At 67.4% G+C, this 14,909-nt stretch carries 14 protein-coding genes; 8 read left to right on the plus strand and 6 right to left on the minus strand.

Annotated elements, in window-relative coordinates; genetic code table 11:
* Window positions 1-54: 54 nt before the first annotated feature.
* On the minus strand, window positions 55-816 hold the full coding sequence (locus tag BX604_RS34220) for a haloacid dehalogenase type II (protein ID WP_098555712.1): 762 nt from the start codon (window positions 814-816) through the stop codon (window positions 55-57).
* 154 nt (window positions 817-970) lie between these two features.
* Between BX604_RS34220 and BX604_RS34225 the strand changes: the two genes are divergently transcribed.
* Both BX604_RS34225 and BX604_RS34230 read left to right on the plus strand, forming a co-directional pair.
* Complete coding sequence (locus tag BX604_RS34225) at window positions 971-1,876, plus strand: LysR family transcriptional regulator (protein WP_098555715.1); 906 nt, start codon at window positions 971-973, stop codon at window positions 1,874-1,876.
* A 192-nt stretch (window positions 1,877-2,068) separates the two neighbouring features.
* Complete coding sequence (locus tag BX604_RS34230) at window positions 2,069-2,503, plus strand: universal stress protein (protein ID WP_098556552.1); 435 nt, start codon at window positions 2,069-2,071, stop codon at window positions 2,501-2,503.
* Window positions 2,504-2,724: 221 nt separating this feature from the next.
* On the opposite strand, the gene aceA is transcribed toward BX604_RS34230, so the two are convergent.
* From aceA to BX604_RS34245, 3 genes are all read right to left on the minus strand, one after another.
* Window positions 2,725-4,032 carry an isocitrate lyase gene (aceA, locus tag BX604_RS34235; RefSeq protein ID WP_098555718.1) on the minus strand — a complete coding sequence of 436 codons (1,308 nt, stop codon included), beginning with the start codon at window positions 4,030-4,032 and terminating at the stop codon, window positions 2,725-2,727.
* Window positions 4,033-4,421: 389 nt separating this feature from the next.
* Complete coding sequence (locus BX604_RS34240; protein ID WP_098555721.1) at window positions 4,422-5,978, minus strand: DEAD/DEAH box helicase; 1,557 nt, start codon at window positions 5,976-5,978, stop codon at window positions 4,422-4,424.
* A 370-nt stretch (window positions 5,979-6,348) separates the two neighbouring features.
* Window positions 6,349-6,618 (minus strand): acyl-CoA-binding protein, encoded by a 270-nt coding sequence (locus BX604_RS34245; protein ID WP_096507307.1) that lies wholly within the window; start codon window positions 6,616-6,618, stop codon window positions 6,349-6,351.
* Window positions 6,619-6,766: 148 nt separating this feature from the next.
* Here BX604_RS34245 and tsaB point away from each other — a divergent pair, with 148 nt between their 5' ends.
* Genes tsaB through BX604_RS34265 form a run of 4 tightly spaced genes read left to right on the plus strand, consistent with a single transcriptional unit; the run spans window position 6,767 to window position 10,008 of the window.
* Complete coding sequence (tsaB, locus tag BX604_RS34250; RefSeq protein WP_098555724.1) at window positions 6,767-7,534, plus strand: tRNA (adenosine(37)-N6)-threonylcarbamoyltransferase complex dimerization subunit type 1 TsaB; 768 nt, start codon at window positions 6,767-6,769, stop codon at window positions 7,532-7,534.
* A complete protein-coding gene (rimI, locus tag BX604_RS34255; protein WP_098555726.1) occupies window positions 7,531-8,031 on the plus strand; it encodes a ribosomal protein S18-alanine N-acetyltransferase in 501 nt (166 codons plus the stop codon). The genes tsaB and rimI overlap by 4 nt, the downstream gene beginning before the upstream one ends.
* A complete protein-coding gene (locus BX604_RS34260; RefSeq protein WP_098556554.1) occupies window positions 8,018-9,052 on the plus strand; it encodes a uracil-DNA glycosylase in 1,035 nt (344 codons plus the stop codon). The genes rimI and BX604_RS34260 overlap by 14 nt, the downstream gene beginning before the upstream one ends.
* On the plus strand, window positions 9,049-10,008 hold the full coding sequence (locus BX604_RS34265; RefSeq protein ID WP_098555729.1) for a DUF1853 family protein: 960 nt from the start codon (window positions 9,049-9,051) through the stop codon (window positions 10,006-10,008). The genes BX604_RS34260 and BX604_RS34265 overlap by 4 nt, the downstream gene beginning before the upstream one ends.
* A gap of 18 nt (window positions 10,009-10,026) precedes the next feature.
* Here the strand turns inward: BX604_RS34265 and thiD are convergent, their stop codons facing one another.
* Window positions 10,027-10,836, minus strand: a complete 810-nt coding sequence (gene thiD, locus BX604_RS34270) for a bifunctional hydroxymethylpyrimidine kinase/phosphomethylpyrimidine kinase (protein ID WP_098555732.1) — start codon at window positions 10,834-10,836, stop codon at window positions 10,027-10,029.
* Between the two features lie 58 nt (window positions 10,837-10,894).
* On the minus strand, window positions 10,895-12,202 hold the full coding sequence (gene lplT / locus BX604_RS34275) for a lysophospholipid transporter LplT (RefSeq protein ID WP_098555734.1): 1,308 nt from the start codon (window positions 12,200-12,202) through the stop codon (window positions 10,895-10,897).
* A gap of 218 nt (window positions 12,203-12,420) precedes the next feature.
* Here lplT and alr point away from each other — a divergent pair, with 218 nt between their 5' ends.
* The gene (gene alr, locus BX604_RS34280; RefSeq protein WP_098555737.1) at window positions 12,421-13,491 is read left to right on the plus strand and encodes an alanine racemase; all 1,071 of its coding nucleotides are present in this window, start codon (window positions 12,421-12,423) and stop codon (window positions 13,489-13,491) included.
* Window positions 13,492-13,502: 11 nt separating this feature from the next.
* Complete coding sequence (gene radA / locus BX604_RS34285) at window positions 13,503-14,879, plus strand: DNA repair protein RadA (protein WP_098555740.1); 1,377 nt, start codon at window positions 13,503-13,505, stop codon at window positions 14,877-14,879.
* Window positions 14,880-14,909 lie beyond the last annotated feature (30 nt).

Raw genomic sequence — 14,909 nt, forward strand, 5'->3', positions numbered from 1 at the left:
TTGGTCGGTCAGTTGCGGTTTCGGTGAAGGGGGAAGGCGGCAGCGCTGCGAACGTCATGCGCCCGGGCTGGGGCGCGCGCGGTTTGCGGGCTTGCCGGACGGAGCCGGGGTGGCGAGGAATGCGAGCAGGTCGGCCATGCCGGTGCCGGTGCCGTCGGGCGGCGTGCCGAGTTCCTCGGCGGGCGCACCCGTGCGGTTGAGCCAGAACGTCGTGTAGCCGAACCACACGGCCCCCGCGACGTCCCACGCGTTCGACGACACGAACACGATGTCGCGCGGGTTCGCGCCGAACGCGGCCGTGCCGAGTGCGTACGCGACGGGGCTCGGCTTGTACGCGCGGACTGCATCGGCGGACAGCACGCGATCGAACAGGCCGTTCATGCCGGCGCTCTTGATCGCGATGTCGAGCATCTGCGGGGTGCCGTTCGACAGGATCGCGAGCGGCGGGCGCGGTTCGAGCGCGCGCAGCTTGCGCAGCGCGGGCACCGTGTCGGGATAGGTGGACAGGCACGCGTAGTCGTCCATCAGCCGCTTTTCGGCCGCGCTGTTCAGCGCGAGCCCGAGCCGGCGCGCGGCAAACCGCAGCGCGTCGAGCGTGATGTCGCGGAACGGGCGATAGTGCGCGCCGGCCGGATCGGCCAGCGTGCGCAACTGCGAGTATTCGATTTGCTTGCGTCGCCACAGCTGCGACAACCGTTCCCCGTGTCCGGGAAACATCTGCTCCGCAGCGGCCAGCACCGCACGCACGTCGAACAACGTGCCGAATGCGTCGAAGATGATTGCGTCGGGAAAGGAGGGTGTCGTTGTGGCCGACATAGCCTTGCGCTCCAGTTTCAGAGGTCGGGTCGATTCTATTCGTGATCGTAGGTGCTAAAAAAGACGCTAATCATCACTTGATCTTTTACTTTCATATACCTAATCTTGAGCGGCTTCAGTCATATGAAGGGCGGAAACGCCGCCTTTTCGAGTCATGGACCGGTTCAAACAGATCGAAACGTTCGCCGCAGTCGCGGCGAAGGGCAGCCTGTCGGCGGCCGCGCACGCGGAAGGTGTCGCGCCGGCCATCATTGGCCGCCGCCTCGACGCGCTCGAGGAGCGGCTCGGCGTCAAGCTGCTGGTGCGCACCACGCGCAAGCTCACGCTGACCTTCGAGGGTTCGGCCTTCCTCGAGGATTGCCAGCGGGTCATCAACGACATGCAGAACGCCGAGGCGAGCGTGTCCGCCGGCGGCGTGAAGGCGAGCGGTCACCTGCGCATTTCGGCGCCGGCTGGGTTCGGGCGGCGTCACGTCGCGCCGCTCGTACCCGAATTCAGCGGCGCGCATCCGGATGTGTCGGTCACGCTGGATCTGTCCGACCGGATGGTCGACCTCGTCAACGAGGGGTTCGATTGCGCGGTGCGGCTCGGCGAGCTGCCCGACTCGTCCCTCGTGTCGCTCAAGCTCGGCGAGAACCGTCGCGTGTGCGTGGCGTCGCCCGCGTATCTTGCGCGGCGCGGCACGCCGGTCACGCTCGCTGAGCTGGCGCGCCACAACTGTCTCGCGCTTGCCGCGAACGCGAACCAGCAGCGCGGCTGGGCGTTCCAGGAGGACGACAAGGTCGTGTCGATCCGCGTGAGCGGCACGATGGAGTGCTCGGACGGCGCGGTGCTGCACGAGTGGTGCCTCGCCGGTTACGGCCTCGCCTGGCGATCGTGGTGGGAGGTCGGCGAGGACATCGCGGCCGGCCACCTCGTCAGCGTGCTCGATGCGTTCGCGGCGCCGCCGATCGGTATTCACGCGGTGTTTCCGCAGCGCCGCCACCTGCCGCTGCGCGTGCGTCTTTTTCTCGATTGCCTGAAACATACGTACGAACGGCCCGGGTACTGGGGCGAGTAGGGTGTCTGCCGCGTGAGCCGGTGCCGGCGGCGAGCCGTGCCGGCCCGCGTGTTTCCGATATGAGGGCGAACCCGCTGCCGGCGCCGGTCGCGCCGTTTCGCGCACTACAATCGAAGCTGGCATGTGCGACGCGTCGCGGCCGGATCGCACGGATTCGCGGCGCACGCGGTGCGACTGACGCAGGAGGGCGCGATGTTCCGGCACATCCTCGTTCCAACCGACGGTTCCGAACTGTCGCAAAAGGCGATCGACGGCGCGATCGATCTGGCGCGTGCGGTCGGCGCGCAGGTCACGGCCTATGCGTGTCTGCCGCAATATCCGTACTCGCCGTTTTCCGAAGTGATCATCGAGCCGCCCGCCGATTTCCGGGCGCGTAGCGAGCGCGAGGCGCGTACCCATCTCGACGACGTGCAGGCGGCCGCGCGGGAGGCCGGCGTCGTCTGCGACAGCTGGACGAGCGTGCATCCGTCGCCATACCTCGGCATCATCGAGGCGGCCGAACGCGGCGGCTGCGACGTGATTTTCATGGCGTCCCACGGACGTCGCGGGCTCGGCAGCCTGTTGATCGGCAGCGAAACGCAGCGCGTGCTGACCCATACGAAAATTCCGGTGATCGTCTATCGGTAGAGTGGGCGGCCGTTTTCGCCGCGCGGGCGGCAGCACGGCAGCGCCGCAGAAAAAGGGCGCGCCGGACCAAACCGGCGCGCGTTACGACTGGCGGCACGAGGCCGCGCGGCCGGTCGCGCGAATCATCGCGCGCCTGCCGTCTCCTCCCTGATTTTTATTCGGTACTACCCGATGCCGCGCCGTCGCGTGACGGGCGGGCACCGGTGCGACGCTTGGGCGCGTCAGGCGACCTTCTTGCCGTCGAAGAACTGTTCGTCTTCGGTCGAGCCGTGCAGCGCGGTCGTCGATGCTTCGCGCTCGACCGTCTGCGTCACTGCGTCGAAGTAGCCGGTGCCGACTTCGCGCTGGTGCTTGACGGCCGTGAAGCCCTTGTCGGCCGCCGCGAACTCGGCTTGCTGCAACTCGACGAACGCGCTCATTTGCGTGCGGGCATAGCCGTGCGCGAGGTTGAACATCGAGTAGTTCAGCGCATGGAAGCCGGCCAGCGTGATGAACTGGAACTTGTAGCCCATTGCGCCGAGCTCCTTCTGGAACTTCGCGATCGTCGCGTCGTCGAGGTTCTTCTTCCAGTTGAACGACGGCGAGCAGTTGTACGACAGCATCTTGCCCGGGAACTGCTTGTGGATCGCTTCCGCGAACTTCTTCGCGTACTCGAGATCCGGCTTGCCGGTTTCGCACCAGACGAGGTCGGCGTACGGCGCATAGGCGAGGCCGCGCGAGATCGCCTGCTCGATGCCCGGCTTCGTGCGGAAGAAGCCTTCGACCGTGCGCTCGCCCGTCAGGAACAGCTTGTCGTTGTCGTCGACGTCGGACGTGATCAGGTCGGCGGCTTCCGCGTCGGTCCGCGCGACCAGCACGGTCGGCGTGCCCATCACGTCGGCCGCGAGACGCGCCGCCGACAGCTTCGCGACCGCCTCGCGCGTCGGCACGAGCACCTTGCCGCCCATGTGGCCGCACTTCTTCACGGAAGCGAGCTGGTCTTCGAAGTGGACGCCCGATGCGCCGGCCTCGATCATCGCCTTCATCAGCTCGAACGCGTTCAGCACGCCGCCGAAGCCGGCTTCCGCGTCTGCGACGATCGGTGCGAAGAAGTCGACGTAGCCTTCGTCACCCGGGTTCTTGCCTTCCGACCACTGGATCTGATCGGCACGCGTCAGCGTGTTGTTGATGCGCTTGACGACGAGCGGCACCGAATTGGCCGGGTACAGTGACTGGTCCGGGTACATCTCGCCGGCGACGTTCGCGTCCCCCGCCACTTGCCAGCCGGACAGGTAGATCGCCTTCAGGCCGGCTTTCACCTGCTGCATGGCCTGGTTGCCGGTCAGCGCACCGAGGGCGTTGACGAACGGCTCTTCATTGACGAGGCTCCACAGCTTTTCGGCGCCGCGCTTGGCGAGCGTGTGTTCGACCGCGATCGAGCCACGCAGGCGGACCACGTCCTCAGCCGTGTAGCTGCGCTTGATGCCCTTCCAGCGCGAATCGGTTTCCCATTGCTTTTGCAGTTCCAGTGCCTGTTGCTGACGCGACATGATGCGCTCCTTGATGTGCGTGTTGCCTAATGGGTCAAAACGGACGGTGGCGATGCGGTTCTCGAAGCGGGCGGGTGCTGCGTTCCGGTTCGTGAAGTCTTGTATAAGAGTCTAGGCAAATCGACCGGAGCGAGACAGGGACTTTTTCGGGATGGGTGGAAAATTTTAATTTTTATAAATCAATGACTTGAGATGCGCGTTTCGTAATGAGGAACGTATTTTTCCATCCCGCAATTGTAAGGTTGTGCCACGCAGCATGATTTTTTACGACACAAAAAAATTTTCCGCATCGTGAAATCTGGCGCGGGACGAAAAAAAACCGGCGCGGATGCGCCGGTCTGTCGGATGGGGGCCAACCGTGGGGCGGCCGAGAGGCCGCCCGTGCGAGCTTACGACGCGGAATTGCTGCGACGCGGGCCGCTGCTGCGCTGGCCGTCGCGACGCGGGCCGCCGTCACGGCTGCCGCTCGGCTTGCCGCTCCAGCTGCCGCCATTGCCGCCGCCGTAGCTGCGGCCGCCGTTGCCACCACCGTTGCCGCCGTAACCGCCGCCCGGCTTGCCGCCGAAACGACGACCGCCGTTACCGCCGCCCGGACGGCCGCGGCCGCCGGTGCCGCGATCGTTGCGCGGGGGTGCCTTGCGCGGTTCGAAGCCTTCGATCACGTTGACCGGCAGCGGCGAGCGCACGAAGCGCTCGATGCGCTTGAGCGCGCCTTGCTCGGCGTGGTGCACGAGGCTCACCGCGGTGCCCGAACGGCCGGCACGGCCCGTACGGCCGATACGGTGCACGTAGTCTTCCGCGAACTTCGGCAGGTCGTAGTTGAACACGTGCGTGATGCCCGGGATGTCGATACCGCGTGCTGCGACGTCGGTCGCAACCAGCACGCGCACGCGACGCTCGCGCAGTGCACGGATCGTGCGGTTACGCGCGCCCTGCGGCAGGTCGCCGTGCAGTGCAGCCGATTCGAAGCCTGCGTCGGCGAGACGGCCGGCGAGCTGGTCGGCGTCGATCTTGGTCGCCGTGAAGATGATCGCCTGATCGAGCGCGTCGTCGCGCAGCAGGTGATCGAGCAGGCGATCCTTGTGGTCGCGGTCGTCGACGTAGTGCACGGTCTGCGCGATGTTCGCGCGCGATTCGAGGCGCTGCTGGATTTCGATGCGCTCCGGATCCTTCAGCAGGCGGCCCGTCAGCGAACCGATCTTGCCGTCGAGCGTGGCCGAGAACAGCATCGTCTGGCGCGACTCGGGCGTGGCGGCGACGATCGTTTCGATGTCGTCGATGAAGCCCATGTCGAGCATGCGGTCGGCTTCGTCGAGCACGAGCATCTTCAGCTCGGACAGGTCGATGCGGCCACGCTCGAGGTGGTCGAGCAGACGGCCCGGCGTCGCAACCAGGATTTCCGGGTTCTTCGCGAGCAGCATCAGTTGCTGGCCGTAAGCGACGCCGCCGAGGATGCTGACGGTGCGCAGGCGCTTCAGGTGCTTGCCGTAGGTCGACGCGGCCGTGGTGACCTGCATTGCGAGTTCACGGGTCGGCGTCAGCACGAGCAGGCCCGGGCGGGCGACGGGCTGCGGGCGGCGCACACGGCGGTCGCCCTGGTTCGATTCACGCGGCGCGCGCGGTTGCTGCGCCAGCGTCTTCTGGAGTTGCGCGAAGCGTTCGATCGCGGGCAGCATGAAGGCAGCGGTCTTGCCCGAACCGGTCGGGCTCGATACCAGCAGATCCCGACCGGCGATGCCGGCCGGGATCGCGCGCTGCTGGACCGGCGTCGGCTTGGCGTAGCCGGCGGCCTGCAGCGCGGAGACGATCTCCGGCGACAGCCCGAGCGACGCGAAAGTCGGCTCGTCCGACGTCGGTTCGACCGCGGCCGGTGCGGCGGCGTCGTCGAGACCGAGCGCCTGGTCGGCGATCGCGTTGAGCGGGCTGGTGTTGATGCTCGAAGTCATAACAATCCTTGAAACACAGTGGGTGAAACGTCGGCGCCAATCGCGCATACCCAAGTCGTCGGATTCAGCGAGCAAATCGGGAAACGGGTGCAATCCGCCGAACCTTCGGCGGATGAGGCATTAGAAGCTGTTTTGGGTGCGGCGCGCTTCTGGAGCGAGGCCGCCAGCCTAGTTGACGACCGCGAGGGTCGAAGCAGGAGGGGACAGGTTCTAAACCGGATTGGAGCTTAACGCTACGAGGCGTCAGGCCGGAACGGCTTACGAGCCGAGCGCGGGAGGTGACGCAGGCCGCATTATAAAGACTTTTGCTGCGCTGCGCCACTGATTTGATTGCCTATTGCGTTGCCTGCCGCAGGCGGGGACGGAACGATCAGGATGCCGTGCCGTTCTTCAGCGATTCGACCAGTTCGATGTACTGCTGCTTCGCCGCATCCTGCGACGTGCCTTTCAGCGCGTCCCACGCATCGTACTTGTACTTGCCGACGATGTCGGTGAAGCCCGGCTTGTCGCCGTGCGCGTCGCCGTCGGTGGCCTGCTTGAAGAGCGCGTACAGGCGCAGCAGCGTCAGGTTGCCCGGACGCTCGGTCAGTTGCTTGACGTCGACCTGGGCCTGGTCGAATTGGGCGGTGAGTTCGCTCATCGTGAGTCTCCGTAAGGGTTTCAAGTCGGGCGATCTTAACAAGCGAAGCGCCGCGCGGGGTCGAGCGATTCTTCCAAACCGCCGGCGGCGCGGGCGCATGGGGCGGAATCGGCCCCGATCGCCCGTGGGAGCGGGGCGCGGCATTACAATGTCGGCCATGACGCAAACAGTGCTCCTCGCCATCGATACGTCGACCGAATACTGCTCGGTCGCGCTGCTGCGCTCGGCTCAGGCCGATGACGCCGTTTCCACCCCGCAAACCTGGGTCCGCCACGAACTGACGGGCGCCGTGTCGAGCACGCGCGTGCTGCCGGCGATCCAGGCGCTTTTCGCCGAATCGGGCCTGACGCTCGCCGACTGCGACGCGATCGCGTTCGGCGCGGGCCCCGGCTCGTTTACCGGACTGCGTACCGCGACCGGCATTACCCAGGGGCTCGCGTTCGGGGGCGGGCTGCCGGTCGTGCCGATCGGCACGCTGCTCGCGTGCGCCGAGCATGCGCGGCTGCGTGCGCCCGGCACGACGCGTGTGCTGGCTGCGCTCGACGCGCGGATGGACGAAGCGTACTGGGCCGACTTCGCGTGGGACGACAGTACGGGCGACTGGCGCACGCTGCATCCGGCCTCGCTCGATGCGCCGGACGCGGTCGGCGTACCCGATGCGCCGTTTACGCTCGCGGGCAACGCGGCGGCGGCATTCGGCGCGCAGTTGCCGGCCGCGGCTCGCGCGGCCGTGATCGACGGCGAAGCGCTGCCGCATGCGCTGGCGGTCGCGCATGCCGCGCTGCGGGCGTTTCGCGCCGGCCGTATGGTGCCGGCCGACCAGGCTGCACCCGAATACGTGCGCGACAAGGTTGCGCAGACCACCGCAGAGCGGATCGCGGCGCGGGCCGCGCAGGCGGGCGGAGCGAAAGGATGACCGGCGTACTGCTGAGCGACCGCTATCTGTCGCCGATGACCGATACGGATCTCGACGAGGTCGTCGCGATCGAGCAGGTCGCGTACGAATTTCCGTGGAGCCGCGGCAATTTCGAGGATTCGCTGCGCAACGGCTATTTCGGCGTGTGCCTGCGGCACGTGACGGGTGCGCTCGTCGGCTACTGCGTGCTGATGCCGGTGATCGACGAGATGCATCTGCTGAACCTGTGTGTCGCGCCGGCCGCTCAGCAATCGGGCGCGGGTCTCGCGCTGCTGCGTGAAGCCGTGCGCGTTTCTCGCGCGGAAGGGCTCGACGGCGTGCTGCTCGAGGTGCGGCCGTCCAATTTGCGCGCGGTCCATCTGTACGAGCGCTTCGGCTTCGCCACGATCGGCCGGCGCAAGAACTACTATCCGGCGCGGCATCGCAGCCGGGAGGACGCGATCGTGATGCGTCTGACGCTGAACAAGGATGAAGGGGACGCGCATGGCGTGGGCTGAAGCAGCGCTCGAGGAACTGGGGCTCGCGCAGCGCTGGGTGCGGCGCGGGCAACGCGTGGAAAGCGCGGCGGCGACCGACGCGCCCGCTGCGGTGGACGAGCCGTCTGCCGTTGCGGCTGCAACCGTCGCGCAAGCGCCGCAGCCGGTGGTTGAGCAGGCGCGCGACGCGCGGGCTCCGGCAGCCCGTGAACAAGCACGCGACGACGCGCCGCCGGTTGGCGGGCCCGCGCGCGATGCGGTGCCGGCCGACGACGCCGGCACCGCTGCCCGTGAGGCGATCGCTGAAGGTCGTGCGCCGGTGCAGCGCATGCCGGCTGCTGCCGTGGACGACATGCCGCCGATCACCGAAGACGATTTCGCGTGGTTCGACGCCGCGCCGCCGGGTGATCCCCTGCCGGTCGCGGAGTCGCGTCCTGCCGCCGCGCCGATTGCGGCGCTCGACTGGGAGACGCTCGCCGCGCGCGTGGCGAATTGCACGAGCTGCCGTTTGTGCGAAAAACGCACCAACACCGTGTTCGGCGTGGGCGATCGCGATGCGGACTGGATGCTGGTCGGCGAAGCGCCGGGCGAGAACGAGGACAAGCAGGGCGAGCCATTCGTCGGCCAGGCCGGCAAGCTGCTCGACAACATGCTGCAGTCGCTGTCGCTCAAGCGCGACGAGAACGTCTACATCGCGAACGTGATCAAGTGCCGCCCGCCCGGCAACCGCAATCCGGAACCCGACGAGGTCGCGCGTTGCGAGCCGTACCTGCAGCGCCAGGTCGCGCTCGTGAAGCCGAAGCTGATCGTTGCGCTCGGCCGTTTCGCCGCGCAGACGCTGTTGAAGACCGACGCGAGCATCGCGTCGCTGCGCGGGCGCGTGCATCAGTACGAGGGCGTGCCGGTGATCGTCACCTACCACCCCGCGTATCTGCTGCGCAGCTTGCAGGACAAGTCGAAGGCCTGGGCCGACCTGTGCCTCGCCCGCGACACGTTCCTGCGCGCAGGCAGCGCCGACGTGAACGAGCCGTCCGGACAATGACGACCGGCGCGGCGTTCGCGTTCGTCGATACGTTGCGCGATGTCGCGGTTCGCGACCTGGGCTGGCTCCTCGCGAGCCCGGACCTGCTCACCGCGGCGCCCGGCGCGCCGCTCGCGCATCCGTGGTCGGATGCGGTCGAACGAGTGGCCGTCGAAGCGTGGCTCGTCGCGCTCGACGCCGCGCCCGAGCCGCTGCACCGTGCGCTCGACGGGTTGCGTCCGGTACGGCTCGGCCGCTATGCCGAATGCCTGCTCGAATATTTCCTCACGCACGGGCCGTCGCTGCGGCTCGTCGCCGCCAATCTGCCGCTGCGCAGCAACGGCAAGACGCTCGGCGAAGTCGACTTCCTCGTCGATGCGCCCGGCGGGCAGCGCCTGCACTGGGAACTCGCGGTGAAGTGCTATCTGTGCGCGCCGGTGCACGGAGACGCATCGCTCGCGGATTTCGTCGGGCCGAATCTCGTCGACCGCCTCGACCGCAAGCGCAGCCGGCTGCTCGACCATCAACTGAGGTTGAGCGATCGCCACGGATTTGCGTTGCTCGGCTACGGTGCGCCGTCCGATGCGCAGATGTTCGTCAAGGGATGGTTGTTCTATCCGCAGGGAGCGCCGCTGCCGCCGGTGTCCGCCGAAATCGCGGCGGATCATTCTCGCGGCTTCTGGCTCACGCATGCGCAGTGGCCGGAGTGGGCGGCCGCGCAACCCGACGGCGCGGCCTGGAATGTACTGGCGCGGCTCGCATGGCTTGCGCCGCGGTATGGTGCGACCGACGCCGCGCCCGAGCCGCTGTCAAACGCGCTCGCGCTGCCGCCGGTATTGACGGCACGTCAGGCCCCCGCGTTGATCGGTGTTCATCGACAGGATGGCGACGGCGCATGGTGCGAGATATCGCGCGGCTTCATCGTGCCGGACGACTGGCCCGTACGCGCGCAGGCGTTCGCGGCAGAAGACGACTGACGCCGCGTCACGCGGCGCTTACCACCAGCGATGGAAGTGATGGACGGGGCCGACGCCGTGGCCGACGTCGAGCTGGCCGCTCGCGACGATCGCGCCGGTGAGATACGCCTTCGCTTCGCGTACTGCGCTCTCGAGATCGGGTTGCTGCGGTAGCAGCGCCGCGATCGCCGACGATAGCGTGCAGCCCGTGCCGTGCGTGTTGCTGACGGGCACGCGTGTGCCGTCGAGCCGCACGTCATGCGCTGCATCGACGAGCCAGTCGGGGCTCGCGGCCGCGTCGGGCAGGTGACCGCCTTTCATCAGCACGGCGCGCGCGCCGGTCTTCAGCAGCGCGCGGCCTTGCCGGACCATCTCGTCCTCGGTCGTCGCGGGCGCGTCGCCGAGCAGCGCGGCCGCTTCGGGCAGGTTCGGCGTGACGACGGTGGCGAGCGGCAGCAGGACGTCGCGCAACGCGTCGACGGCATCGGGCGCGAGCAGCGCATGCGAACTCTTCGAGATCATCACCGTGTCGAGCACGACGAAGCGCGGCGCGTAACGCCGCAGCGCATCGGCGACCGCGTGCACGATCGCCGCGTTCGCGAGCATGCCGATCTTGACCGCGTCGATGCGGATGTCGTCGAACACGGCGTCGAGCTGCGCGGTGACGAACGACGCGTCCGGCGCGTGGACGCCGGTCACGCCGCGCGTGTTCTGCGCGGTCAGCGCGGTGATCACGCTCGCGCCGTACGCGCCGAGCGCGGAAAACGTCTTCAGGTCGGCCTGGATGCCTGCGCCGCCACCGGAGTCGGAGCCGGCGATCGTCAGGACGTTGGGTATCGGGTGCGTCATGATGGCAAGGCGCCGGTTCGAAGACCGGCGCCGACGGACGGAAACGGGGAGTGTAGCGTCAGTGCCGCGATTCGCCGATCAGCGCGACCGAATCGAACTGACGCTGGTTCGCCTGGTGGCGGCGCATCACGAGCCACATCGTCAGGCACACGAACGTGCCGAACAGCACGATCACGACGCCGACCGGCACGTCGAGCCAGACCAGCACCGCGTACAGGCACAGCATCACGAGCACCGACAGGTTCTCGTTGAAGTTCTGGACCGCGATCGAGTGGCCGGCCGACAGCAGCACGTGGCCGCGATGCTGCAGCAGCGCATTCATCGGAACCACGAAATAGCCGGACAGGGCGCCGACGGCGATCAGGAACAGGTACGCGACGATCAGGTACACCGGCAGCCGCAGGTGGCCGAGGTGCAGCGCCCAGTGCGACGGGAACAGGTCGCGCGTATAGAACGCCATCAGCATGACGGCGATGCCCATGATGATGCCGACGGGCAGCACGGTGAGCGACTTCTTCAGCGGGATGCGCGCGGCGGCCGCGATCGCGCCGCCCGCGACGCCGACCGCCACCACGGCCTGCAGGATCGCGCCTTCGGACAGCGACATGTTGAGCGAAACTTCGGCCCACTTCAGCACGATGAACTGCAGCGTCGCGCCCGCGCCCCAGAACAGCGTCGTGACCGCGAGCGAGATCTGGCCGAGCTTGTCGCGCCAGAGCACCGTAAAACAGTCGGCGAAATCGGTGAGAAGCCTGACCGGGCCGCGCTGCTGTTTCGGATAGCGCGCGCCGGTGTCGGGAATCCGCAGGTTGAAGATCGCGGCGATCACGTAGATCGCCATGATGATCGCCATCGCTGCTTCGGCGGGCGTGCTGATCCAGGCGGGTGTGTGCGCGATGACGTGCGACGCGATGTGCGGGCTGATCAGCGCGCCGCCGAGCACGGTGCCGAGAATGATCGAGCTGACGGTCGTGCCTTCGATCCAGCCGTTCGCGGCGACGAGCCGGTCGGCCGGCAGCAGCTCGGTCAGAATGCCGTATTTCGCGGGTGAATAGGCTGCGGCGCCGAACCCGACGATGCCATACGCGATCAGCGGGTGGGCGCCGAACAGCATGATCATGCAGCCGACCACCTTGATCGTGTTGGTGATGAACATCACGCGGCCCTTCGGGCGGGAATCGGCGAACGCACCGACATACGCCGCCAGCACCACATAGGACAACACGAAGAACAGCTTGAGCAGCGGTGTCATCCAGTTGGGGGCGTGTAAGTCTTTCAGCAGGGCGATGGCGGCGATGAGGAGCGCATTGTCGGCCAACGACGAGAAAAACTGCGCGGCCATGATGGTGTAAAAACCTTTTTTCATCTGATGCGATGCTTTCGTCGCTGCGGCAGGGCCGCGTAGGCCGCCTGGTATGCGATCGGCTTATTCCGTTCGAAATGGGTTGTGCGCACGGCTTTATAACACGAAAATACGGCAATTCGGACTAGCAAGATTCCCCGATCGTTCCGCAAATTGTCGGCTTCGGTGCTCAAAAGGCGCGGTAAGCTGATGATTCGCAAGCGTCTTTACGTAAATTTCCCATGCCGCGCCCGATCTCCGCCACCATCCATACCGCCGCTCTCGCGAACAATCTCTCCGTCGTCCGCCGATTTGCCGGCCCGTCCAAGGTCTGGGCGGTCGTCAAGGCCAACGCGTACGGCCACGGTCTCGCACGTGCGTTTCCCGGCCTGCGCGGCACCGACGGCTTCGGCCTGCTCGATCTCGACGAGGCCGTGAAGCTGCGCGAGCTCGGCTGGGCCGGCCCGATTCTGCTGCTCGAAGGGTTCTTCCGCTCGACCGACATCGACGTGATCGACCGCTACAGCCTGACGACCACCGTCCACAACGACGAGCAGATGCGGATGCTGGAGACGGCGCGACTGTCGAAGCCCGTCAACGTGCAGCTCAAGATGAACAGCGGGATGAACCGGCTCGGTTACGTGCCGGAGAAATACCGTGCCGCGTGGGAACGCGCGCGTGCGTGTCCCGGCATCGGCCAGATTACGTTGATGACCCATTTTTCGGATGCCGACAACGAGCGCGGCGTCGCCGAGCAGCTCGCGACGTTCGAGCGCGGCGCGCACAGCATTGCCGGCGCGCGCAGCCTCGCGAATTCGGCGGCCGTGCTGTGGCATCCGGATACGCACTTCGACTGGGTGCGCCCGGGGATCATGCTGTACGGCGCGTCGCCGTCGGGGCTGTCGGCCGATATCGCCGATACCGGGCTGAAGCCCGCGATGACGCTGGCGTCCGAGCTGATCGCGGTGCAGACGATCGCGAAGGGCCAGGCGATCGGCTACGGCTCGACGTTCTCCGCGCAAGCGCAAATGCGCGTCGGCGTCGTCGCGTGCGGCTATGCGGACGGCTATCCGCGCGTCGCGCCCGAAGGCACGCCGGTGATCGTCGACGGCATCCGCACGCGGATCGTCGGTCGCGTGTCGATGGACATGATCACCGTCGACCTGACGCCGTGCCCGCAGGCCGGTGTCGGTGCGCGGGTCGAGCTGTGGGGCAATGCGCTGCCGATCGACGATGTCGCGCGCCATTGCGGGACCATCGGCTATGAACTGATGTGCGCGGTCGCCGGTCGCGTCCCGGTGCGCGCGGAATAAGGGCAGCACGCGTGGCCAAACAGAAAACCGTCTACGTCTGCAGCGAGTGCGGCGGACAAACGCCGAAGTGGCAGGGGCAATGCCCGTCGTGCCAGGCCTGGAACACCCTCGTCGAATCGGTTGCCGAGTCGCCGGCGGCCCATCGCTTCCAGTCGCTCGCGAAGCGGGCGCCCGTGCAGCGTCTCGCCGACATCGAGGCGGCCGACGTGCCGCGCTTCTCGACCGGGATCGGTGAATTCGACCGCGTGCTCGGCGGTGGGCTGGTGCCGGGCGGCGTCGTGCTGATCGGCGGCGATCCGGGCATCGGCAAGTCGACGCTGCTGCTGCAGTCGCTCGCGGACATCGCGAGCGAGCGGCGCGCCCTCTATATCAGTGGCGAGGAATCGGCCGCGCAGATCGCGTTGCGCGCGCAACGGCTCGCGCTGCTCGACGGCGGCGCGCCGGCGGCCGAACTGCAACTGCTCGCGGAGATCCAGCTCGAGAAGATCCAGGCGGCGATCGATGCCGAGCGGCCGGACGTCGCCGTGATCGACTCGATCCAGACCGTCTATTCGGAGGCGCTGACGTCGGCGCCCGGGTCGGTCGCACAGGTGCGCGAATGCGCGGCGCAGCTCACGCGCATTGCGAAGCAGTCAGGCACCGCGATCATCATGGTCGGGCACGTGACGAAGGAGGGCAACCTCGCCGGCCCGCGCGTGCTCGAGCACATCGTCGACACGGTGCTGTACTTCGAAGGCGACACCCATTCGTCGTTTCGGCTCGTGCGCGCGTTCAAGAACCGCTTCGGCGCGGTCAACGAGCTCGGCGTGTTCGCGATGACCGAGCGCGGGCTGCGCGGTGTCGCGAACCCGTCCGCGTTGTTCCTGTCGCAGCACGAGCAGGTCGTGCCGGGGTCGTGCGTGCTCGTCACGCAGGAAGGCACGCGCCCGCTGCTCGTCGAAATCCAGGCGCTCGTCGATACGGCGCACGTGCCCAACCCGCGCCGGCTGGCGGTCGGCCTCGAGCAGAACCGGCTCGCGATGCTGCTCGCGGTGCTGCACCGGCACGCGGGCATCGCGTGTTTCGATCAGGACGTGTTCCTGAACGCGGTGGGCGGCGTGAAGATCACGGAGCCGGCCGCCGACCTGGCGGTGCTGCTCGCGATCCATTCGTCGATGCGCAACAAGGCGCTGCCGAAGGGGCTGATCGTGTTCGGCGAAGTGGGGCTGGCGGGCGAGATCCGGCCGTCCCCGCGCGGGCAGGAGCGGTTGCGCGAAGCCGCGAAGCTCGGGTTCACGGTCGCGCTGATTCCGAAGGCGAACGCACCGAAGCAGCCGATCGAAGGGCTGAACGTGATGGCCGTCGAGCGGATCGAGCAGGCGATCGACCGCGTACGCGATCTCGAATGACCGCACGTGGCCGGCGCCATCGCACGCCGG

Source organism: Burkholderia sp. JKS000303 (genome assembly GCF_002563755.1).
Lineage (GTDB): Bacteria > Pseudomonadota > Gammaproteobacteria > Burkholderiales > Burkholderiaceae > Burkholderia > Burkholderia anthina_B.